This window comes from Aeromonas sp. 604282 (genome assembly GCF_049170575.1).
Classification (GTDB): domain Bacteria; phylum Pseudomonadota; class Gammaproteobacteria; order Enterobacterales; family Aeromonadaceae; genus Aeromonas; species Aeromonas veronii_A.
Map to the genome: position 1 here is coordinate 71,964 of NZ_JAAKMV010000004.1, position 23,075 is coordinate 95,038.

The 23,075-nt window shown below is 59.9% G+C and carries 21 protein-coding genes; 5 read left to right on the top strand and 16 right to left on the bottom strand.

The window, feature by feature from the left end:
• Positions 1-188: 188 nt before the first annotated feature.
• Together G5367_RS06935 and G5367_RS06940 are read left to right on the top strand one after the other, a co-directional pair.
• The gene (locus G5367_RS06935) at positions 189-1,127 is read left to right on the top strand and encodes a LysR family transcriptional regulator (RefSeq protein ID WP_042055187.1); all 939 of its coding nucleotides are present in this window, start codon (positions 189-191) and stop codon (positions 1,125-1,127) included.
• Between the two features lie 73 nt (positions 1,128-1,200).
• Positions 1,201-2,613, top strand: coding sequence for an MATE family efflux transporter (locus G5367_RS06940; protein ID WP_421244215.1), 1,413 nt, complete (start codon positions 1,201-1,203; stop codon positions 2,611-2,613).
• 114 nt (positions 2,614-2,727) lie between these two features.
• Here the strand turns inward: G5367_RS06940 and alsS are convergent, their stop codons facing one another.
• Both alsS and budA read right to left on the bottom strand, forming a co-directional pair.
• The gene (gene alsS / locus G5367_RS06945) at positions 2,728-4,398 is read right to left on the bottom strand and encodes an acetolactate synthase AlsS (RefSeq protein WP_042081073.1); all 1,671 of its coding nucleotides are present in this window, start codon (positions 4,396-4,398) and stop codon (positions 2,728-2,730) included.
• A gap of 18 nt (positions 4,399-4,416) precedes the next feature.
• Positions 4,417-5,211 carry an acetolactate decarboxylase gene (gene budA / locus G5367_RS06950; protein ID WP_335816712.1) on the bottom strand — a complete coding sequence of 265 codons (795 nt, stop codon included), beginning with the start codon at positions 5,209-5,211 and terminating at the stop codon, positions 4,417-4,419.
• A 108-nt stretch (positions 5,212-5,319) separates the two neighbouring features.
• Here budA and G5367_RS06955 point away from each other — a divergent pair, with 108 nt between their 5' ends.
• Positions 5,320-6,255 carry a LysR family transcriptional regulator gene (locus tag G5367_RS06955; protein ID WP_005358751.1) on the top strand — a complete coding sequence of 312 codons (936 nt, stop codon included), beginning with the start codon at positions 5,320-5,322 and terminating at the stop codon, positions 6,253-6,255.
• Between the two features lie 42 nt (positions 6,256-6,297).
• Here G5367_RS06955 and tyrS read toward each other — a convergent pair whose 3' ends face one another.
• A complete protein-coding gene (gene tyrS, locus G5367_RS06960) occupies positions 6,298-7,497 on the bottom strand; it encodes a tyrosine--tRNA ligase (RefSeq protein WP_019445249.1) in 1,200 nt (399 codons plus the stop codon).
• A gap of 109 nt (positions 7,498-7,606) precedes the next feature.
• Between tyrS and G5367_RS06965 the strand changes: the two genes are divergently transcribed.
• On the top strand, positions 7,607-8,944 hold the full coding sequence (locus G5367_RS06965) for a peptidoglycan DD-metalloendopeptidase family protein (protein ID WP_421244214.1): 1,338 nt from the start codon (positions 7,607-7,609) through the stop codon (positions 8,942-8,944).
• A gap of 123 nt (positions 8,945-9,067) precedes the next feature.
• Entirely contained in the window at positions 9,068-10,180 is a 1,113-nt protein-coding gene (locus tag G5367_RS06970; protein WP_421244213.1) for an anhydro-N-acetylmuramic acid kinase, read from the top strand.
• A gap of 92 nt (positions 10,181-10,272) precedes the next feature.
• On the opposite strand, the gene G5367_RS06975 is transcribed toward G5367_RS06970, so the two are convergent.
• The 13 genes from G5367_RS06975 to aroK form a co-directional block, all read right to left on the bottom strand.
• Positions 10,273-11,070 carry a DUF1338 domain-containing protein gene (locus tag G5367_RS06975; protein WP_421208783.1) on the bottom strand — a complete coding sequence of 266 codons (798 nt, stop codon included), beginning with the start codon at positions 11,068-11,070 and terminating at the stop codon, positions 10,273-10,275.
• Between the two features lie 59 nt (positions 11,071-11,129).
• Positions 11,130-12,599 carry a succinylglutamate-semialdehyde dehydrogenase gene (gene astD, locus G5367_RS06980; RefSeq protein WP_421244212.1) on the bottom strand — a complete coding sequence of 490 codons (1,470 nt, stop codon included), beginning with the start codon at positions 12,597-12,599 and terminating at the stop codon, positions 11,130-11,132.
• A 72-nt stretch (positions 12,600-12,671) separates the two neighbouring features.
• Positions 12,672-13,691: an arginine N-succinyltransferase gene (gene astA / locus G5367_RS06985; RefSeq protein ID WP_005334994.1), complete on the bottom strand. Its 1,020-nt coding sequence runs from the start codon at positions 13,689-13,691 to the stop codon at positions 12,672-12,674.
• A 76-nt stretch (positions 13,692-13,767) separates the two neighbouring features.
• The gene (locus G5367_RS06990; protein WP_421244211.1) at positions 13,768-14,985 is read right to left on the bottom strand and encodes an aspartate aminotransferase family protein; all 1,218 of its coding nucleotides are present in this window, start codon (positions 14,983-14,985) and stop codon (positions 13,768-13,770) included.
• Between the two features lie 277 nt (positions 14,986-15,262).
• Entirely contained in the window at positions 15,263-15,844 is a 582-nt protein-coding gene (locus G5367_RS06995) for an aminodeoxychorismate synthase component II (RefSeq protein ID WP_216953065.1), read from the bottom strand.
• A gap of 21 nt (positions 15,845-15,865) precedes the next feature.
• Positions 15,866-16,081, bottom strand: a complete 216-nt coding sequence (locus G5367_RS07000) for a hypothetical protein (RefSeq protein WP_216953064.1) — start codon at positions 16,079-16,081, stop codon at positions 15,866-15,868.
• A 117-nt stretch (positions 16,082-16,198) separates the two neighbouring features.
• On the bottom strand, positions 16,199-17,203 hold the full coding sequence (trpS, locus tag G5367_RS07005) for a tryptophan--tRNA ligase (protein WP_005334999.1): 1,005 nt from the start codon (positions 17,201-17,203) through the stop codon (positions 16,199-16,201).
• Between the two features lie 42 nt (positions 17,204-17,245).
• Positions 17,246-17,914 carry a phosphoglycolate phosphatase gene (locus G5367_RS07010; RefSeq protein WP_216953063.1) on the bottom strand — a complete coding sequence of 223 codons (669 nt, stop codon included), beginning with the start codon at positions 17,912-17,914 and terminating at the stop codon, positions 17,246-17,248.
• Positions 17,901-18,575, bottom strand: a complete 675-nt coding sequence (rpe, locus tag G5367_RS07015; RefSeq protein ID WP_005335006.1) for a ribulose-phosphate 3-epimerase — start codon at positions 18,573-18,575, stop codon at positions 17,901-17,903. Before rpe ends, G5367_RS07010 begins: the two co-directional genes overlap by 14 nt.
• A 189-nt stretch (positions 18,576-18,764) precedes the next feature.
• Positions 18,765-19,637, bottom strand: a complete 873-nt coding sequence (locus G5367_RS07020) for a Dam family site-specific DNA-(adenine-N6)-methyltransferase (RefSeq protein ID WP_005335008.1) — start codon at positions 19,635-19,637, stop codon at positions 18,765-18,767.
• Positions 19,638-19,707: 70 nt separating this feature from the next.
• Positions 19,708-21,288, bottom strand: coding sequence for an SPOR domain-containing protein (locus G5367_RS07025; RefSeq protein ID WP_368225865.1), 1,581 nt, complete (start codon positions 21,286-21,288; stop codon positions 19,708-19,710).
• Positions 21,278-22,360, bottom strand: a complete 1,083-nt coding sequence (gene aroB / locus G5367_RS07030; RefSeq protein WP_368225863.1) for a 3-dehydroquinate synthase — start codon at positions 22,358-22,360, stop codon at positions 21,278-21,280. The genes G5367_RS07025 and aroB overlap by 11 nt, the downstream gene beginning before the upstream one ends.
• Positions 22,361-22,374: 14 nt before the next feature.
• Positions 22,375-22,893: a shikimate kinase AroK gene (aroK, locus tag G5367_RS07035; protein WP_005347909.1), complete on the bottom strand. Its 519-nt coding sequence runs from the start codon at positions 22,891-22,893 to the stop codon at positions 22,375-22,377.
• Positions 22,894-23,075 lie beyond the last annotated feature (182 nt).

The window sequence follows — 23,075 nt, forward strand, 5'->3', positions numbered from 1 at the left end:
TTTCGGACGACCAAGATCACACTAACAACGCCTTATTGTGAGTTTTTTTTAACAATTCAATTTAGTTTCACTGGAATCAATGGGCTACAGGATGATACAACTTTGCAACAACTCACCTATTTAGTGCGGATTGTGTGCAGCACGGCCTTGGCGTACCCTTGTGACTCACGCCTTTTTGTTGATTGATGATGACCATTACTCGTACCGATCTCGCCGAACTGGCGGTATTTGCCGCCGTTGCTCGTCACCGCAGTTTCAGCAAGGCCGCCCTCGAACTCGGGGTCTCCGCCTCCGCCCTCAGCCACAGTCTGAAGGGGCTGGAAGCCCGTCTGGGGGTGCGGCTGCTCAACCGCAGTACCCGCGCCGTGGTGCCGACCGAAGCGGGCCAGCGGCTGCTCAAGCAGCTGCTCCCCACCCTCAATACCCTGGAAGAGGCGCTTTGCGAGCTGGCCCGCAACAGCGACGAGCCGGTAGGGCGACTCAAGCTCTGCGCTCCGCGCGGCGCCATCGACAGCCTGCTGGCACCTGTGCTGATCGACTATCTGGCCCGCTATCCGCGGATGCAGGTGGAGGTGGTGGAGCAGGAGCTGATGCCCCGGCTGATTGAAGATGGTTACGATGCCGCGCTCTTTTATGGCGATCTGCTGCCCAAGGAGATGATCGGCATCCCCCTCGGCCCGCCCCAGCGTTATCTGGTGGTGGGCTCCCCGGCCTATCTGGCGGAGCACGGTACACCGGAGCACCCGAGCGAGCTGAGCCGCCACGCCTGCATCGGCTATCGCCTCACCCCGCACCATCACTATCGCTGGGCCTTTGCCGCCGATGGCACCATGCTGGAGATCGAAGTGACCGGGCCGCTCACCACCAGCACCCCGGCCCTCTATCTCGGTGCGGCCGAAGCTGGGCTGGGGCTCGCCTACTGTCTGGAAGAGGAGGTGAGCCAGAAGGTCGCGGAGGGGAAACTGCTCACCGTGCTGGAGCCCTGGTGCCCCACCTTTGCCGGCTTCTACCTCTTCTATCCCAGTCGGCATCAACTGGGCAGCGGGCTGCGTATCCTGATCGACATGCTCAAGGCGCACTACCAAAACCCCGGATTAGTGAGTAATACTCAGCAATTCATCAAGTGAAACCCTGATTATCACCAAATAAGTATTAATCTAGACTAGCTGTTCGATAATCGAACTCCCCGAGAGAACAGATATGTCTGCCTATTTAACACTGCGGCAACGGGCCATGACCCGTCGCTTCTGGGCTTACGCCCTCCCCTCCATTCTTGCCATGCTGGTCTCGGGGGCCTACTACCTCATCGACGGCATCTTCGTCGGCCACTATGTCGGCGCCGCTGGCCTCGCCGGGATCAACCTGGTCTATCCGGTCATCATGGTGCTGATCGGCCTGGCCGCCATGATCAGCATGGGGGCGGCCACCGCAATCTCCTTCCAGCAAGGGGCGAAAAACGACAAGCTGGCCCGTCAGGCGCTGGTCAACGCCCTCTGGCTGCTGGCCGGTCTCGGGGTAGTTGCGCCGATGCTGCTCTATTACACCCACACCGATATCCTGCTGGGACTGGGGATTGAACAGGGCACCGAGACCTGGAAACAGGCGAGCGACTACCTCACCTGGATTGGCAGCGGTACCCTGCTGCTGGCCAGCAATCTGGCGGTCCCCTATCTGCTGCGCAACGATGGTCGCCCGAAACTGGCCATGGTGCTGGTGAGCAGCGGCGCCGTGCTCAATATCATCCTCAACTACATCATGGTGGGTCTGCTGGGACTGGGATTAATCGGTACCGCGCAAGCCACCCTGATGGCAGAGGGTGCGGTGAGCCTGATCGGCCTTGGCTACTTCTTTACCCCCTGGGCGCGGCTGCGCCTCAGCTGGCGGGATCTGGTGCCCAACCTCCCCGCCATGCCGCACCTGCTCTTTACTGGTCTGCCAAGCCTGATTGCCCAGTTCAACCTCGGGCTGCTGTTGATGCTGCACAACAGCCAGCTGATGGTGTACGGCAATGTGAAGGATCTGGCGGGCTTTACCGTGGCCGGTTACACCGAAGCGGTCTTTATCGTCATTCTGCAGGGGCTCGCCTTCGGCATTCAGCCGCTTATCAGCAAGGCGGCGGGGGCCAAGCGCCATCGCAACCTTAAGTACCTGATGGAGATGGGGCTCAAGTTCACCTTTATCTACGGCATGCTGGTGTGGCTCACCATCCAGCTGCTGCCGGGACAGGTCGCCATGCTCTATACCGGCGACAAGGATCCCGAACTGCTGGCCGCCGCCATCAGCAGCCTGACCCTCAACCTCGGCGCCATTCCGCTGGAGGGGATCATCATGTTCGGCATAGTGCTGCTGCAATCCATGGCGCGTACCCGTCAGGCGCTGGTCATCTCCATCGCCAAAACCGTGTTGCTGCTGCCGCTCATCTTCCTGCTGCCGAAACTGTGGGGTCGTGATGGGGTGCTGATGGCCCAGCCCGCCACCGTGCTGCTGCTCACCCTGCCGCTCTGCTGGCTGCTGTGGCGCGAGTGGCTGCGCCTGAAGATGGCCTGCGCGCCAAAAAACAAGCGTCGCCCGCAACCGACCCGCGCACGCGCCGCCGTCCAGCTGGCCCGTTAAGGCCACCCATCCCGCGTAGCAATAAAAAACCGGCATCCATTGATGCCGGTTTTTGCTATATGGGCGGGTCTGCCTGCCCTTACACGAGGATTCAGGCCAGCACTGCTGCCCACACTATGCCAATACTTCTGGCCTGAGCTGGGCCATCAGCCCCGGGTTGTCGGAGTAATCCACCGGGATCGCCACCACAGCAGGCCCCTCCACCGCCAGTGCGGCCCGCAGGGTGGCGCGTAGCTCGTCGGCCGAGCGCACCGCAAACCCGGCCGCCCCGAACGATTCGGCATAGCGTTTGAAATCGATGGGGCCAAAAGAGACGCCGGAGGTGCGGCAATACTTCTGCTGCTCCTGCATCGCGACCATGTTGTAGCCGTTATCGACCCAGATGATGTGAACGATATTGCTCTTGAGCCGCACCGCCGTCTCCAGCTCCATGCTTGACTGCATAAAGCTGCCATCCCCCGATACCGAGATCACCTTCTCACCCGGCCGTACCAGCGCCGCGCCGATGGCCCACGGCAGTGCCACCCCCATGGTCTGCTGACCGTTGGAGATCAACACCTGACGGGCACGGAAGCTGTAGAGGTAGCGGGCAATCCAGATATGGAAGCTGCCCATGTCTACGCAGAGGGTCATGTCATCGCGCACCAGATCCTGCAGCTCGCGCACGATACGCAAGGGGTGAACCGGATTGCCGTGCAGATCGTCGGCCCGCATTGCCAGTCGCAGCCGCTGCTGGCGCACCCCTTGCAGCAGCCGATCCACCTCGGGGGGACGGATTTTCGGATTGCCCATGATGCGGGTCAGCTGCAACAGGTTGGCGCGGATCGACCCCACCAGCTCGGCGGTCGGGCAGTAGCTGCTGTCGATATCGGCAGGCAGCACATCGATATGGAGGATGCGCCGCTCCCGATCGCCATTCCACAGCACGGGGTCGTACTCGATGGGGCTGTAGCCGATGCAGATCACCAGATCGGCCCCTGCCAGCAGCTGATCCCCCGGCTGGTTGTTAAAGAGCCCCACCCGTCCGGCAAAGTCATCGAAGTGGCAGCTGTCCACCACCCCGGCGGCCTGATAGGTACCGGTCACCGGCAGCCGCGCCTTGTCGAGGAAGGCACGCACTGCCTCGGCATTTTCCGGCCGGCTCGCCATCAGGCCGAGCAGTACCACCGGATTCTCGGCGTTGCGCAGCAGGGTCAATGCCTGCTCCATATTCTGCTCATCGGCGCAGCCCGGCTCCGGCACTTCCCGAGGCACCAGCACATTGCCCTGCACCGGCTTGTTGATGATGTCCATCGGCAGGCTGACAAACGCCGCCCCCGGCCGTCCCAGCTCGGCGGCGCGAAAGGCGTTGGCCATCACTTCCGAGATCGCCGCCCCGCTGTTGACCTGGGCGCTGAACTTGGTGACCGGACGGCAGAGGTTGACCGTATCCATGCTCTGATGAGTGAGCTTGAGGCCATCGGCACGGCGCACCGCACCGCCCAGCGCCACCATGGGGTCCCCCTCCGAGGTGGCAGTCGCCAACCCGGTAATAAGGTTGGAGCAGCCGGGGCCCGAGGTGACCAGCGCCACCCCCGCCTTGCCGGTGAGACGCCCCACGGCGGCAGCCATAAAGGCGGCGTTCGCCTCGTGGCGCACCACTATGGTCTCGATGGGGGAGTCCTCCAGCGCATCGAACACCCGATCAATCTTGGCACCGGGAATACCGAACACCTGCTTGACCCCTTGCGCCTCCAGATGACGAACCACCAACTCGGCACCGCACTTCCACTGTCTGTTTTCCATGATATTGCTCCTTGTCTATCAGCCTTCGGCGGCCTGAATGGCGCGATCGAGATCGGCGGGGTTGAGGTCGGCCTGCCGGAAAGCGGGATCCGATGGCAGGGCCAGATTGAGGTGACGCACCACAGAAAGCCGCAGGGTACCGTGGGCCATGGTGTAGTCGAGCAGATGGCCACCCCCCTTCCGATCGGCGGTGATCATGTGCTCGTGAAAGCCCGCTACATTAACTCCCTGCACGAACGGCGGGCAGCGAAAGCCCACCAGGGTTCCCGCCACCGCGGCAAAGCGGAACAGCGGCTGCTGTTCGATTGCTTCCAGCATGGGGCGATAAGGGGGCTCCTGACGCGGCACGGTTCGTACCTTGGCTGTTTCAAACTGGCCGTCGAGGCGCAGGGCGACGAAGACGTTGTCGGAGCCCACCAGCCGATCCACCCACTGGTGGATCTCGTCACGGCTCAGGGGGTGAGCGAAGCGACGCTCCAGACAGGGACGAAAATGGGTCATCACCGCGAAGGGGGTCTTCTGATCGGCGCGGGCGGGCCGGGCCGAGCCATCGGAGCGCAACTGGTGGATCTGGCGCTCGAAGGCGATCAGCTCGCCATCTAGGTGATTGAAGGTACCGAGGCCAAAGTCGCCGTGGCGCAGCAGCTCGCTCATGGTGGTCTCCCCTTCGTAGACCCCCGCCAGCAGGGCGCTCATCAGGGAACTCTGGTAGATCTCGCCACCGTCATGCTGCCTGCGCCAGCGGGAAAACTGCTGGCTCACTTCGAGGGCACAGCTGCACCCGGCACTGTCAGATGTTGCAATATGTTCCATTCGGGTTTCACCTCCACCGTGAATCCTGTTAGCGTTCGGATCCAATGGTGACTTGGTTCACATTTCAACACCAATACGCTGATCCCATGACTTTGAGACTCAATCGATATGGAACTTCGTACGCTCCGCTACTTCATGGCCGTTGTTGAAAAGCAGAATTTCACCCGCGCAGCCGAATCACTCAACATGGCCCAACCGCCGCTGAGCCAGCAGATCCGCAAGCTGGAGGAGACCCTGGGCACCCCGCTGCTGCGCCGTTTGACCCGCAGTGTCGAGCTGACCGAAGCGGGCGAGAGCCTCTATCGGGATGCGGCGCAGATCCTGGCGCTGGCCGATGCGGCAAAACTGAAGGTAAAGCGGATTGCCCGGGGCGAGCAGGGGGCACTGCGGATCGGCTTTGCCGGTTCCACCGTGCTCCACCCCGCAGTGCTGACCCTGCTGCACGACTATCGGGAGCGCTACCCCGAGGTAGCCCTCAGCCCTCAGGAGGGCACCATGCCGGCACTGGTGGAGGCGCTGCGCAACGATCGGCTGGATGCCGCCATCTTGCGGCTCCCCTGCCGCGGTAGCGAGGGCTTTGCCCATCACCTTATCGAGCAGGAGCCGCTGCTGATCGCCCTGCCGACCAGCCATCCCAAGGCCAAGCCGGGCCCCTTGTCACTGGCCAGCCTGAAGGATGAGAGTTTTATTCTGTTTCCCCACGCCATCGGGCCCGGGCTCTATGACGGCATCGTGGGCCTCTGTCGGGAGGCGGGCTTCGAGCCGATACTGGGGCCCGAATGTCCGCAGGTGATCTCCACCGTCGGCATGGTGCAGGCGGGCTTTGGCGTGACCCTGGTGCCCAGCTCGGTGGCGGCGCTGCGCCCGCTCGGGGTCAGTTATCACCCCATTGAGGGCAATGGCATGATGACCAGCATCAGTCTGGCGACACGGCCACACCCAAGCAGTGCCGTGCTGCGGCACTTTATCGCCCAGATCCGTGCCGCCCAGATACGACAAGGCCTCCCGAAGGAGGCCCTGTTGAACAAGCTTGAACCGGTTTGATGACCAGCTTGCCTGATGCGACTGCTTATTTGACGGTACTGCTTATTTGACAGTCACGCGGGCAAACTTGCGCTTGCCGACCTGATAGACGGCGGTACCGGCACCGATGAGTGCCTTGCCATCTTCCAGCTTCTCGCCATCCACCTTGACCGCGCCCTGCTTGATCATCCGCAGCGCTTCGGAGGTGGTGGCCACCAGATCGGCCTCTTTCAGCAGGTTGGCAATGGCCAGACCTTCGCCTTCCAGAGCCAGCTCGACTTCCGGCATTTCGTCCGGAATGGCGTTCTTGGAGAAGCGCTGGGTGAAATCTTCGTGGGCCGCTTCGGCCGCCGCTTCGTCGTGATAACGGGCGATGATCTCTTTGGCCAGCCAGATCTTCACGTCGCGAGGGTTGAGAGTGCCGGCAGCGATGCCCGCCTTGAACTCTTCAATTTCAGCCAGCGGACGGAAGGAGAGCAGCTCGTAGTAGTTCCACATCAGATCGTCGGTGATGGACATGATCTTGCCGAACATCTCGCCCGGAGCGTCATGGACGCCGATGTAGTTGCCTGCGGACTTGGACATCTTCTTGACGCCGTCCAGACCTACCAAGAGCGGCATCATCAGCACGCACTGGGTCGCCATGCCGGCATCTTTTTGCAGCTCGCGGCCCATCAGCAGGTTGAACTTCTGGTCGGTACCGCCCAACTCAACGTCCGCCTTCAGCGCGACCGAGTCATAGCCTTGCAGCAGCGGATAGAGGAATTCGTGAATCGCGATGGACTGGCCGCCGGTGTAGCGCTTTTTGAAGTCGTCGCGCTCCATCATGCGGGCCACGGTCTGCTTGGCCGCCAGCTTGATCATGCCGGTCGCACCCAGCTCGCTCAGCCAGGTCGAGTTGTACTCGATGCGGGTCTTGGCCGGGTCGAGGATCTTGAACGCCTGCTCCGCATAGGTGAGGGCGTTGTGCTTGATGGCCTCTTCGGAGAGCGGCGGACGGGTGGCATTCTTGCCGGAGGGGTCACCCACCATGGCAGTGAAGTCACCGATCAGCAGGATCACTTCATGGCCCAGATCCTGGAAGGTCTTCAGCTTGTTGAGGATCACGGTATGACCCAGGTGAATGTCGGGGGCGGTCGGGTCCATGCCCAACTTGATGCGCAGCGGGCGCCCTTCCTTCAACTTGGCGACAAGTTCTTCTTCAACCAGAATTTCTTCCGCTCCGCGCTTGATCTCGGCTAGCGCCACCTCGAGCTGGGACATTTTTTGACTCTCCATCACGATTCCACAGGGCCAAACATATTACTGGAATGGCGGGCCAATTGGAAAGGCTGTAAAATCCGTCCATTCTGCCCGACTTCATCTGCTTCTCATGGTTATTTGGCACGCCTTCAACGCACTCCCCCACTGGCACCGCAAGATGGTGCTGATCTTGAGCATCATGATCATGATGCTGGCTGCCTGGCCAAGCGAACAGGCGGTGGCAACACGGGTCGATGAAAACGGCAACGAAATTGCCCTGCGGGAACCGGCTAACGACAACGCGCTGAACGACGAGCTGAACGACGAGCTGACGGCCGAAGCCGCCCAGCCCGTTACCCCGCCCAAGCCGCGCTACATCACCAAGCAGGTGAAAGTACGCCGTGGCGACAACATGGGAGTCATCTTCCAGCGCATTGGCCTGAGCACCACGGATCTGCACCTGATCGATCAGCTCGAGGGCAGCGATCCCCTGCGGATGCTGCAACCGGGGCAGGAGCTCACCTTCAAGCTCACCGAGAACGGCGAGCTGCACAGCCTCTATTACCCCCACAGTCTGGAGCAGGCGCTCAAGGTGAGCCGCAAGGAGGAGACCTTTGTCGCCCGCAACGTCAAGATCGCCCTCGACACCCGCGAACAGGTGAGCAAAGGGGAGATCCGCTCCAGCTTCTGGGGCGCCGCGGTGGATGCGGGGATGACCGAAGATCAGATCATGGACTTGGCTGCCATCTTCGGCTGGGACATCGACTTTGCCCAGGACTTGCAGCCGGGGGACAGCTTCCGGGTGGTCTATGAAGACAAGTTCCGCGACGACGAGCGGGTCGCCTCCGGCGATATTCTGGCGGCGGAGTTCGTCAACCAGGGCACTGCCTACCGCGCCGTGCTCAATGAAGATGGCAACTACTACACCCCGGAAGGCAAAGCGATGCGCAAGAGCTTCCTGCGCGCGCCGGTCAACTTCAAATACATCAGCTCCAACTTCAACCCGCGCCGCCTCCATCCGGTGACCGGCAAGATCCGCCCCCACAACGGCATCGACTATGTGGCGCCGGTGGGCACCCCCATCATGGCGGCGGGCTCAGGCAGCGTGGTGGCTGCCGGTTACAACCAGTTCAACGGCAACTACGTCTTTATCAAGCATGCCGGCAACTATGTGACCAAGTACCTGCACCTCTCCAAGCGCACCGTCAACAAGGGGCAGCGGGTGAAGCAGGGACAGACCATCGGCACTCTGGGTGGCACCGGCCGCGTCACCGGCCCGCACCTGCACTACGAATTCGTGGTGGGCGGCATTCACAAGAACCCGCGCACCCTCACCCTGCCGCAGGCAGAGACCCTGAGCGGACGCGAGCTGGCCAACTTCAAAAAGCTGGCGATGCCGCAACTGGCCAAGCTCGACAGCCCCGAGCTGCAGCTGGCCCAGAACAAGCGGGATAGCCGCGGCAACTAAGCCATCAGGGCTGGCGGGGTAGCAGCCCCGCCAGCCCTTTTTATTTTGCCTGCGCATGGCTCGGCGCCATGCTGCATCGGTGTCGGGAAGCGGACTATCCCGACCAGCGAGTGAGGAGAGCCAATGGCTGAACGCTATATCGGACTGATGTCAGGCACCAGCATGGACGGTATTGACGCCGTGCTGGTGGTGATCGACGGGGATCAACTGCGGGTCGAGGCGGCGCTTTGTCACCCCTGGCCGCAAGAGACCGCCCGCACGCTGCATGCCCTCTGCACCCCGGGCGACAACGAAATCGACCGCATGGGGGTGGCCGATAATCTGGTGGCGCGAGAGTTTGCCGCCGCCACCCACGCGCTGCTGGCCAAGGCGAAGCTTGAGCCCAAAGATATTCGCGCCATCGGCAGCCACGGCCAAACCATCCGCCACCGTCCCCAGCTCGGCTTTACCATGCAGATCGGCAATGCCGCCCTGCTGGCCGCCCAGACAGGCATCGACGTTATCGCCGATTTTCGCACCATGGATATGGCCCTCGGCGGTCAGGGGGCGCCGCTGGTGCCCGCCTTCCATCAGGCGCTGTTTGCCAAACCCGGCGCCCTGCGAGTGGTACTGAACCTCGGCGGCATCGCCAATATCTCGGTGCTGCCGGGCAATCCGGGCGGGGTATATGGTTTTGATACCGGCCCGGCCAACACCCTGCTCGATGGCTGGTATCGCCGCCATCACCCCAAGGGGGCCGGTTACGATGCCGGCGGCCAGTGGGCGGCCAGCGGCAAGCCAATCCCGGCCCTGCTGGAGAAGCTGCTGGCTCACCCCTATTTCGCCGCCCCCGCCCCCAAGAGCACCGGGCGGGAGATGTTCACCCTAGCGTGGCTCGATGGCGAGCTGGCTGGCCAACCCTATGCCGCGGCGGATGTGCAGCGCACTCTGCAGGCGCTCACCTGCCACAGCATCGCCCGCCAGCTGCCTGCCCCGAATGAGGCGCAAACCCGTCCCGAGCTGTTTGTCTGCGGCGGCGGCGCCCATAACGCCCCGCTGCTGAGCGAATTGGCCGGCCTGCTGCCCGGCTGGCGCATCGCCAGCACTGCCGAACTGGGCATTGCGCCCGACTGGATGGAAGGCGCAGCCTTTGCCTGGCTGGCGGAGCGCTTTATCAAGCACAAACCCGGCAACCTGCCCGCCGTCACCGGCGCCAGCCGTCCGGCTGTGTTGGGTGCTCTCTACCCCGCACCCTAGATATCCCCCAGATATGCAAATGACGACAGCACCGATATGGGGCTGTCGTCATGTCACATCATGAACAGTGGCACTTTGGCCAACACCCGTTGTTACATGGCATTGGTGGACTCAAAAATTTTGTCGGCGGACGCTTCGACAAAGCCCGGATAGAGCACGCCATCTGGCTGCGGGTAGCGCAGGGCGAACTCGTAGAAGCAGCTCGGGATGGTACGCACCCCATCGCTGAACGGCACCTCTGCTTTGTCAGCCATGGTGGAGGATTGCTCCAGCATCACCTGCGGATCCCCTTTCACCTCGCCACCCACGCTGTTGAGCACAAAACCCGCCGCCTTCAGCGCCGCATTGACCTGATGGATGGTGTCGAAATCCTTCAACTTGTTGATATTGACCGTGAAGTGGTTGGCACGATAACCCCAGGCTGCCATCCAGGCCGCATACTCGCTCTCCGCCAGCAGAGTCTGATAATCGGCATAGGAGACCTGCCAGGGGGCGCCGGTGTAGAGAAATGCCGGGGTATCGGTCAGATGATCAGGCACCTGATCGGCCAGCTTGTGGATGATGGCCTGGGCAGCCGAAGAGAGCTCTTCCACCTTCAGCTCACTGATAAACACCTTGGGAGCGTCCGGATCCTGATGCTCGAAGTGCTTGGCGTAGAGCTTCTTGGCCTTGAAGACGTACTCGCCCTTCTGCTCGTAACCGAGCGCGAGAAAGTGGGCGGCCAGCTTCTCCAGCCCCAGCTTGGGCAGGTTGTAGGTACGAAACGCCACGTGATCGTTGACGATGGGCTCGCCGCCACCCAGCAGGGTGTGCACCTTGAGGGCGCTCGGGGTCACCTTGATGTAGTTGTCCCACAGATGGCTGAACAGGGTGTCGATATCCTTTTGCATCTCTCTTTCCTTTGATTGCGGGTACAGATGGGGGCACCGCTGGATGCCCCGTGTCGTTATTAGAAGCGCAGGCCGGGCGACAGTTGATCCGGCATCGCGGCTTTGCTGTCTTCGACAGAGGCAACCGGATACGCACAGTAGTCAGCAGCGTAGTAGGCGCTTGCTCTGTGGTTGCCGGAGGCGCCGATGCCACCAAACGGCGCGGCACTGGAGGCGCCGGTGATGGGCTTGTTCCAGTTGACGATACCGGCGCGGATCCGCTTGAAGAAGTGGTGCCAGTCCGCCTCCTTGTCCCCCAGCAGACCGGCCGAGAGACCGTAGCGGGTGGCGTTGCCCTGATCGATGGCAGCATCGAAATCATCGTAACGAATGAGTTGCAGCAGCGGGCCGAAGTACTCTTCGTCAGGCAGCTCGCTGACTGAGGTCACGTCGATAATACCCGGGGAGACAAAGCCTGTGCCCGCTTCCAGGTGCTTGAGGGTAAGCAGGCTCTCGCCACCGAGGCGCTGCAGGTTGGCTTGCGCCTCGACCATGCCCAGTGCTGCCTTCTCGCTAATCATCGAGCCCATGAACGGCTGCTCGGCAGCGTCGTAGAGGCCGACCTTGATCTGGCTGACCACCTCGATCAGTCGATTGACCAGGGCATCGCCCCGCTCACCGCGCTCGACAAACAGACGGCGGGAACAGGTGCAACGTTGACCCGAGGTGATAAATGCCGACTGGACGATGGCATGGACGGCGCCGTCGATGTCGCTCACATCTTTCACGATCAGCGGGTTGTTACCGCCCATCTCCAGCGCCAGAATTTTGCCCGGCTGGCCGGCAAACTGTTGATGGAGGAAATGGCCGGTGCGGGAGGAGCCGGTAAAGAAGAGGCCGTCGATATCGGGATTGCCCGCCAGCGCCTTGCCGGTCTCGACCTCCCCTTGCACCAGATTGAGCACCCCCTTGGGCAATCCGGCCTGCTGCCACACCTTGACCATGGCCTCGGCCACCATGGGGGTCAGCTCGGAGGGTTTGAACACCACGGCGTTACCCGCGATCAGGGCCGGGACTATATGGCCGTTGGGCAGATGGCCCGGGAAGTTGTAGGGGCCGAACACAGCCACCACGCCGTGGGGCTTGTGACGGACAAACGCTTTGGCGCCTGGCATGGCATTTTCAACGGTGCCGGTGCGCTCGTCGTGGGCACGAATGGAGATGGCAATCTTGCCCTGCATGGCGGCTACTTCAGTGCGGGTCTCCCACAACGGTTTGCCGGTTTCGCGGGCGATGGTCAGGGCCAGCGCCTCTTTCTGCTCGCCGAGCAGGTCGGCATAACGGCGCACTATGGCCAGACGATCTTCAAGGCTCATATCCGCCCAGTGGTAGAAGGCGGCACGGGCGGCCTTGACGGCAGCATCCACTTGCGCCGCACTGGCGGCAGCCCCCTGCCAGATCACCTCGTTCTTGGCCGGATCGGTTGACTCGAACGGCTTGCCTTCACCGGCAAGCCACTGACCGTCGATAAATTGCACTAACTGGCTCATCCATTCACTCCCTGTCGCTGGCAGGCAGCCTCGGCTGCCTGCCTGATAATCGGTTTGCTTGTCCTGTTTGTCTCAGTCGAGGTCGACCACCCGCACCATGTCGCCATCCTGTACCTTGAGTGCCGCCGCCATCTTGGGCGGGATGATGGCTTCGTGCTTGTCGAGATCGACCCGGATATTGCCGTAGCAGGCGCGGTAATGCTCAAAACGGCTGTTGCAGATAAGGTGGGTCTTGCCACCGATGGGCTCGCCCACCAGCACCCGCAGTTTCTTGCTGCGACGCACGCTGCGGATATTCTTCACGTCGCACTCGACGGTGGGGCCCGCATCGAAAATATCGACGTAGCCACGGTTCACGAAGCCCTCGTCCTGCAGCATCTTGATGGCCGGGCGAGTCTTCTCGTGGGTCTGACCGATAACGGCCCGCGCCTCTTTGCTCAGCAAATTGACGTAGATGGGGTACTTGGGCATCAGTTCGGCGATAAAACGCTTCTTGCCGATGCCGGTCAGATAGTCGACGGTGGGAAAATCCATCGAGAAGAAGTGGGTTTGCAGCCACTCGTAGAAGGGGCTGTGACCGTTGGCATCGGAGACGCCGCGCATTTCGGCGAAGACGGTCTCGTCAAACAGCTCGGGGTGCTCGGCCATAAACAGAAAGCGGTGCTTGGAGAGCAGGCGGCCGTTGAGCCCTTCGCGGGCACATTCGCGCAAGAACAGGGTGCAGAGCTCGGAGTTGCCGGTGTAGTCGTTGGAGAGAGTCAGGGTTTCAACGACGTTGTAGATGCCGAGCTTGGGAGAAGAGTGCACCACTTTGCCGATGTGGTAGTTGTAAAACGGCTGGGAGAGGCCAACCGCGGCATCGATGGCACAGGTGCCGACCATCTCGCCGGTCTCCAGATCCTCAGCCACGAAGAAGTAGAGGCAGTCCCCCTTGCCGGCGGGCTTGTCGGAAAAAGTCTGGGTAGAAGCATCGATCTTGCGCTGCAGCAACTCATCGTTGACGGGCAACGAGGTCATGCCGGTGCCGGACTCGATGGCGCAGGTCTTGAGCCCGGCAAAATCTTTTTGCTCGATGGGACGGATAACCAACATAAATGACAACTCCCTTTCATTGACGACAGGTGGGGGCCCGGCTCCTGCCGGGAGAGCTCCCCACCTCAATTTGGAATCAGGCGTTGACCACCTGGGCAACCGCCTTCTCGAAGCGGGCCAACCCTTCCTTGATGTCCGCTTCCGGGATCACCAGTGAAGGGGCAAAACGAACCACGTTGGTACCGGCAACCAGTGCCATCAGCCCCTGATCGATAGAGGCCAGCAGGAAGTCGCGGGAACGCCCCTTGAAGTCCTCGCTCAGAGCGGCACCCAGCAGCAGCCCCTTGCCACGCACTTCGCTAAAGCAGTGGTATTTGGCGTTGATGGCTTCAAGCCCATCACGGAACAGCTGCTCGCGTTGCTTGATACCCGCCAACACCTCCGGGGTGTTGATCACATCGATCACTGCTTCCGCCACCGCACAGGCCAGCGGGTTGCCACCGTAAGTAGAGCCGTGAGTGCCCACTTTCAGGTAAGAGGCGATTTCGCTGGTAGTCAGCATGGCGCCGATGGGGAAACCGCCCCCCAGCGCCTTGGCGCTGGTGAGGATGTCCGGCGTGACGCCGAGCCCCATATAGGCATAGAGATCACCGGTCCGGCCGACCCCTGACTGCACTTCGTCATACACCAGCAGGGCATTGTGTTTGTCGCACAGCTCGCGCACCCCTTTGGCAAACTCGTCGGTAGGACGAATGATGCCACCCTCCCCTTGCAGCGGCTCCATCACCACGGCGCAGGTGTTGTCGGAGATCACCTCGGCTAGTGCCGCCAGATCGTTGTAGGGAACATGGGTAATGTCACCGGGCTTGGGACCGAAGCCATCGGAGTAGGCAGCCTGGCCACCGACGCTGACGGTAAAGAAGGTACGACCGTGGAAGCCCTGATTGAAGGCGATGATCTGGGTCTTCTGCTCGCCAAACTTCTCGATGGCGTAGCGGCGAGCCAACTTGAGGGCAGCTTCATTCGCTTCGGCGCCGGAGTTGCAAAAGTAGACCTTGTCGGCAAAGGTGGCCGCGACCAGCTTCTTGGCCAGACGCAGGGCCGGTTCGTTGGTCATTACGTTGGAGAGGTGCCACAACTTCTCGCCCTGGGTTTTCAGAGCCTCGACCAGCTTGGGATGACAGTGACCCAGGCCGTTAACGGCGATACCACCGGCGAAGTCGACATACTCGCGCCCCTCCTGATCCCAGACACGTGACCCTTCACCACGCACCGGGATGATCTTGGCTGGCGCATAGTTGGGAACCATCACTTCATCAAACACTTCACGTGTCACTGCCAACAACTCTGACATATAGCTCTCCTTCAGATTCGGCGACAGAATAATCCACCGCCTAAAAGTTAAATCCGTGTAAACGTGACGGGATTATCACAGAAATAAAGTAAAAAGTCTGTAACAAGACGACCTATGAGGAACAATGTTCGATTGACCTTGAGATTTTAGGCAACCGCATTGCATAACGACTCAGGGGGGCTTGGCAAGAGATAATTTGGGCTGGAAGGGGGCTGAATAAAGTGTCAGAGAAATATTTTTTACCTTCTTTCAAACTTGAGAAGGTGATCACAAATTTTTATGAACAGGACAGAAAATTGGCCAGCAGCAAATGGCCCTGTTCGCTCAAAATACTCTCCGGATGGAACTGAACACCCTCGACAGGAAGTGTCTTATGGCGTAATCCCATGATTTCGTCAAACGAGCCATCGGCATGCTCGCTCCAGGCGGTGACCTCGAAGCAGTCGGGCAGCGTGTCGCGCTCCACCACCAGTGAGTGATAACGGGTCACCCGCAAGGGATCCTTTAGACCGTAGAATACCCCTTCGCCGCGATGGCGAATCAGGGAGGTCTTGCCATGCATCACCTGACGCGCGCGAACCACGCGGGCACCAAACGCCTGCGCCAGCGACTGGTGGCCAAGGCAGACGCCAAGAATGGGTAGCTTGCCGGCGAAGTGGCTGATGGCATCGAGAGAGATCCCCGCCTCATTGGGTGTACAAGGACCGGGAGAGATCACCAGAAAACGGGGGGAGAGCTGCGCTATGGCATCAAGCGTCAGTTCATCATTGCGCTTGACCACAACCTCTTGTCCCAGGGCGCCGAAATATTGCACCAGATTCCAGGTAAAAGAGTCGTAGTTATCGATCAACAACAGCATGAGATAACCAACAGTGGAGAATTAACGATCGAGATAACGACCCTGTTCCATTTCCCGTTCACGCTGACACTCGGCCAGATAGATGGCTGCAGCGATGGCAGCAGTCTTGTGATGTTTATCGATGGCATTGGAGACCATCAATTGCAGGGTATTGAGGTTTTTCGCCTTGCGGAACTTGCGCAGCCAGTGACCTTTATCACTCAGCTCTTCAATCGAAATATTTGGTTGAACAGACATGCGTACTCTTGGGGATATAACCCGGGTTGAAATAAAGAATTAAACAAAATACAACGTGGGAAAATAAAGAAAGCCAGGCAAATACCCAGCTCTCTTCTACTACACCTTCCCAGTATGTCAGGCTCGAGGAACGAAGCCGACTACATCATATACGCTGGTCAGGGTTTTTTCAGCTCTTTCACGCGCCTTTTGTGCCCCTTCGGCAAGAATCGCAATCAGATGGGCCTCATCCTGACGCAACTCGTGGAAACGAGCCTGGATCGGTTCCAGCAGCGCAACCACGGCTTCGGCGGTCTCGGTCTTGAGGTGACCATACATCTTGCCTTCGAAGTGCTGCTCCAACTCGGGGATGGAGCGGCCGGTCACACCGGACATCAGGGTCAGCAGGTTGGAGACACCCGGTTTGTTTTCCGGGTCGAAACGCACCACCGCCGGCTCGTCGGAGTCGGTCACCGCACGCTTGATCTTCTTGACGATCTGCTTGGGATCTTCCAGCAGGCCGATGAAGTTGGCCTCGTTGTCATCAGACTTGGACATCTTCTTGGTCGGATCCTGCAGGCTCATCACCCGTGCCCCTTCGGTCGGAATGAAGGGTTCCGGCATGGTGAACACGTCACCATAGAGGTTGTTGAAACGGGTGCAGATGTCGCGGGTCAGCTCCAGATGCTGCTTCTGGTCGTTGCCGACCGGCACCTGATTGGCCTGATAGAGCAGAATATCAGCGGCCATCAGCACCGGATAACCGAACAGGCCGACGTTGACGTTGTTCTCGAAACGGGCTGACTTGTCCTTGAACTGGGTCATGCGCGACAGCTCACCCATCTGGGTATAGCAATTGAGGATCCAGCCCAGCTCGGCGTGCTGCGGCACGTGAGACTGGATGAAGACAGTGCTCTTCTTGGGATCGATACCGACCGCTAGATAGAGGGCAGCCGCGTCCAGACAAGCTTTGCGCAGGGCTGCCGGGTCCTGACGAGTGGTGATGGCATGCAGGTCGACGATGCAGTAGAGGCAGTCGAACTCATCCTGCATGTTGACCCACTGACGCAGGGCCCCCATGTAGTTGCCGATGGTCAGTTGACCGGAGGGTTGCGCTCCGCTCAATACGATTGGTTTAGTCATGAGAGTGTTAATCCTTGTTATTCAGCCAGCCCAGCTGCGCTATTAGACCAAAAGTGCATCGAGCTGGGCAAACTGCTCGAATACCCAGTCTGGATGGGAGTCGGCAATGGGGCGGCCATAGTTGTAACCGTAGGTCAGGCCCACCACCTTCATGCCGGCCGCCTTGGCCGCCAGCACGTCATTTTCGGAGTCGCCCACCATTAGAGTGCGAGCCGGGCTCACCCCCAACTCCTGGCAAGCGTGCAGCAATGGCTCCGGGCTCGGCTTCTTGACTGGCACGCAGTTGCCGCCAAGCCAAAGTTCGAAACAATCGCTGATGCCAAGGGCATCGAGGATGGGTGCCACGAAATCACTCGGCTTGTTGGTGACGATCGCCTGCTTGTAACCCAGGGTTTGCAGGCGACGCAGACTCTGTGCCACCCCTTCATACATCGCCAGCCCTTGCAGCAGGCAGGCGTTGTAGTGCTGGAAAAAGATCGGTCTGGCCTTGGCAAACAGCTCGGGGTCAGCCTCGCGATAGGCGAGCGCCCGCTGGATCAGCTTGTCGGCACCGTTGCCGACCCAGGTACGGATCACCGCTTCATCGGCCTGCGCCAAACCGAGGTCTGCCAGAGTCAGATTGACTGCCAGCGCCAACTGGGCGGCGCTGTCGATCAGGGTGCCGTCCAGATCGAACAGCACCAAATCAAATGCGCGCTCAGCGTGTGACATGAGCCAGCTCCGCACGCATCTTGTCGATCACCGCTTTGTAGTCAGGCTGACTGAAAATGGCAGAGCCGGCGACAAACATGTCGGCGCCCGCTTCGGCGATCTCGCGAATGTTGTCGACCTTCACCCCGCCATCAATCTCGAGGCGGATATCGCGACCGCTCTCGTCGATCAGACGACGCACCTGACGCAGCTTGTCGAGGGTACCGGGGATGAAGCTCTGACCACCGAAGCCCGGGTTGACCGACATCAGCAGGATCACGTCCAGCTTGTCCATCACATATTCGAGGCAGGAGAGCGAGGTAGCAGGATTCAGCACCAGACCCGCCTGGCAGCCCATCTCCTTGATGAGGCCCAAAGAGCGATCAACGTGATCGGACGCTTCCGGATGGAAGGTGATGAGGGAAGCACCGGCCTTGGCAAAATCGGGAATGATGCGATCCACCGGCTTGACCATCAGGTGCACGTCGATGGGGGCCTCGATACCGTAGTCACGCAGCGCCTGACAGACCATGGGGCCAATGGTCAGGTTGGGGACATAGTGGTTGTCCATCACGTCGAAGTGAACCACGTCGGCACCGGCAGCCAGTACCTTGGCTACATCGTCACCCAGACGGGCAAAATCGGCAGAGAGGATCGAGGGGGCAATCAGAAAGTCTTTCATCAGCATCATCCATTGGCAGCCAGGGAGAAAAAGCGGCGCAATTTTAACGTAAAAGGCGGGCGAAAACGACTCGAATGCGGGGTAAATGGGGCAATCGCCTCCCCTCCCCCAGCCACCCGGGTTTTGCGGCATCGGCACGGGCGCGGACTTGCCCATAAAAAACGGCGCCCCTGGGCGCCGCATGTTCTATTACGTCAGTGGCAGCAGTTCGCTGTCGCTGGGATAGTAGCCCTGCTCCGGTTCGATTCCTGGGGGATAGAGCGCCAACAATTCGGCCACCTTGTTGCGGGTGCCGCCGTTGCGACTGATGGTGCGCTTGACCAGGATTTCGTCGAGGCGGGCACCGCGATAAAGCTCACGAGTCAGCTCGATATCGTGGTTGCTGATCAGCACCGGCACCCCTTTGTGAGCGGCGGTGTGGCGGGCCAGTCGCGCCAGGATCGCCTGATCATCCAGGGTAAAACCGCCGGAGGCATAGGTGGTGAAGCTCGCCGTAGTGGAGAGCGGCGCATAGGGTGGATCACAATAGATAACCCAATCCTCTTCGGCACGCTTGATGGCATCGGCGTAGCTCTCGCAGATAAAGGTCGCCTTCTGCGCCTTTTCGGCAAAAGCCCACAGCTCTTTTTCCGGGAAATAGGGTTTCTTGTAGGAGCCGAACGGCACATTGAAGCCGCCCTTCTTGTTGTAGCGGCACAGTCCGTTGAAACCGTGACGGTTGAGAAACAGGAACAAGAGTGCCCGCTCGAAGGTGGTCTCGGTCTGATTGAACTGGGTACGCAGCCGGTAATAGGCCGCCTTGTGGTTGTGCTCTGCCACAAACAGCTTGCGTGCCTCGGCAATGAAACTGTCCGGCGTCAGCTTGAGGTGGTTGTACAGGCAGATCAGATCCGGATTGATGTCGTTGAGCACATACGCGTCGTAGTCGGTGTTGAGAAACACAGACCCGGCCCCGACGAAGGGCTCCAGCAACACACGCCCGGCCGGCAGGCGCTCGGCAATCTCTTCAACCAGGGAGTATTTTCCCCCGGCCCATTTTAAAAAAGCGCGTGTTTTTTTCATGGAAATCCGGTGTGTAAGAAGGCAAGACCCAAAAAGGGGGACGATTCTACCCCCTTATCCGGTATCAAGGCTATTGCTTCAGCTCTTTTTGTACCTGTGCAAACGACTTGGGCCAGGGCTGGCCTTTCAGCAAGGCTGGCGGAAGCTTGCGAATGGCACTCTTGGCCTGGGTCAGACCGGCATAATCCCCTTGCAGCACAACGTACCAGGGGCTGCCACGGAATTTGGTTTGATAGACCCATACCTTGCCCGCCAGACCATGCTCGGCGACAAACTGATCCACCGCCTTGGTGTTGCTAGCCCCCATCAGCTGAACGCTGTAGTGGTTGCGCGGCTTCTTGTTCAAGGTGGCGACCGGTGTCAGGGCCACCTTGGGTGCTGGCGCGGCAACCGGCTCGTTGCTGGCGGTTTTGGTGGTGGCCACAGGCGTTGCGGTTGTCACAGGATTCTGTGCCTTGGCGGTACTGGCCGGAGCTGTGGTTGCGATTGCACCACTGGGGGCTGTACCACTCGGGTTCTTGCCGGTCAGCTCGTCCACCACGTCAGTAGGCAGAGCGCCGCTCACCTTGGGTTCGGTCATCAGCTTTTGCACGACCTCGTCAGAGATCACCACCCGACGCCCTTCGTAATTGGTTGATTCGGTGGTCACAGTTTCGCTCTCCACCGATTTGGGCAGCACTTTCGCCTCCGGCTGCCAATCCTTCACTACCCCGTTGGGATTGCTGGCTGCATCGCTGTTTTGCGCGCCTTGTGAAGCGGTATCGGTATTCGAACCGCCTGCGGTGAGGGGATCGCCTCCCGTTACCGGGATCGGCAATGCCGTGTTCTGCGCAGGATCCTGCAGTGCCGGTTTGCTTTCATTGTCAAACAGCGCTGGCAGCAGGTAACTCAATGCCAGCAGGCCGCCAGCGACCAGCGCGATGGCGGTGGCAATCTTCTTGACAGGCAACTCCGCCTGACGCTTCTTGGGCCTTCTGTCGGTCATGATATCCTCCAGTAACTGCATGATGGTGGACGGATGTCCGTTCGCCGTTTTCAGGATCTCCTCCACTTGCGGCTTGGGCAAGAGGGTCGCCGGGATCTTGAGCTCTTTGGCTTTCTCATACAAGAAGATGCGCTGCTCGGGCGGGCTCAGTGGCGGCACTTCCAGCTCAAGGGCTGGCATGGCACGCCCTTTGAGCTGCGGCCGTTGGGTACGACACCAGACGTCACTGCCCGAGACGATAATGGCCAGCTGATGGGGCGCCGCCAGGGTATCGTTATGACGGATGATCGCCCACAACTCTCCCAGCAATTCGGCTGGCAACTGGTCGGCCCGCTCTATCAGCAGCAACAGGGTGGCTGGCTTGCTCCCCTCCAGCATGCGAAAGAAGCTCTCCGCCAGTGCATCCTGTGGATTGAACAGCGGGCGCGCCACCACCTGTGGCAGCAACAGCTGGCGCACATCCACCATCTTCATGGCAGGTGTACCAATCAGGCTTACCACCCGCACTTTTTCCGGCAACACGCCGAGCAGGGATTCGCACAGGGTACCGCGACCACAACCGGGTTTACCGGAGAGAAAAATGAAAGGGTGATTGAATTCAATCAGATGCAGCAGCCGGTCAACCAGCTGCCGCTGGGAAGGAAGTTTTAGCAGTTTATTCGTCACGACCAGACTCGATCACCGCCAGCAACTCGGCATCGGACACATCCCCCACCACCTGCGCATGGCCGATGCCAACCGGCAACACCAGACGCAGCTTGCCTTCCAGCACCTTCTTGTCACGGCGCATATGGCGAATAAAGGCGGCGAAATCCATCTCGGCAGGCGCATGAATGGGCAAATTGGCGGCCAGCAGCAGAGCGCGCACTCGCGCGACGTCCTCTTCGCTCATATCGCCACGGGCCTGCGCAGTCCAGGCTGCCAGCATGGTGCCGGCGGATACTGCTTCACCGTGCAGCCAGTTGCCATACCCCTGCTCGGCCTCGATAGCATGACCAAAGGTGTGACCCAGATTGAGCAGCGCACGGACGCCGTGCTCGGTCTCATCCTGACCGACCACATCGGCTTTGATCTCGCAGCAACGTTTGATGGCGTAGACCAGCGCGGCAGATTCCAGCTGTTGCAGACGCACCATGTTCTGCTCCAGCCAGCTGAAGAAATCAGCATCCCAAATGATGCCGTACTTGATCACCTCGGCCATCCCCGCGGCAAATTCGCGGGCTGGCAAGGTACTCAGACATTCGGTATCGATAACAACTTGTTTGGGCTGATAAAAAGCCCCAATCATGTTCTTGCCGAGGGGGTGGTTGACAGCGGTTTTACCGCCGACAGAGGAGTCAACCTGGGAGAGCAGGGTGGTCGGGATCTGGATAAAAGGAATGCCACGTTGATAGCTTGCTGCCGCAAAGCCCACCACATCCCCGATCACACCGCCCCCCAGAGCGATGAGGGTGGTATCACGCCCATGGTTGGTTTCAAGCAGAGCAGACATGATCCGCTCAAAGGTCGCCAGGTTCTTGTATGCCTCACCGTCAGGCAGGATCAGGGATTCAACCTGAAAACCGGACAGCAGTGCCATTACCCGTTCAAGATAGAGCGGGGCAACGACCGTGTTGGTCACTATCACCACCCGCCTGCCTTTGATGGTCGATCCCAGCGCCTCGGGGCGCTGCAACAACCCGGCAGCTATCTCGATAGCATAGCTGCGCTCACCCAGTTCAACCTTCAACCGTTCCATGGACGTCCTCTTGATTACATACCGATCAGCTTCACAATCTGATTGGCAACGATCTTTGCGCTTTGATCATCTGTCTGGATAACAAAGTCAGCCACTTCTTCATAAAGGGCGTTGCGCTCTTGTGCCAAACGCTCAAGCACCTCACGCGGCGGCTCTTCGGTCTGTAGCAGAGGACGGCGTTTGTCTCGCTGTGTGCGCGCCAACTGCTTTTCAATGGTGGTTTCGAGGTAGACCACGATGCCACGAGCAGACAACTTGTTGCGGGTTTCCCGGCTCTTGATGGCACCACCACCGGTTGCCAGCACGATACCCTGCTGCTCAGACAATTCGCTGATCACCTTCTCTTCGCGAATACGGAAACCCTCTTCGCCTTCAACATCAAACACCCAGCCGATATCGGCACCACTGCGGCGCTCAATCTCATGATCTGAGTCGAAAAACTCCATATGCAGTTGTTCTGCCAGATGTCTACCTATGGTGCTCTTGCCCGCACCCATGGGACCTATCAGGAAAATATTGCGTTTCTCAGCCATGTTTTTTCGTTAGTAATTACAAACTGTACGACCCCGATGAATACTGGATCGGGGTACCTATGAACCTTATCTTGCGATGGATCAGGAGGGGGATTATCTCAATAGATATCGGGACTGGCAACCGCAGCCCTTACGCCCCAACCTCATTGGGGCGTAAGGTTATATGTGTTTTACCTTCACAT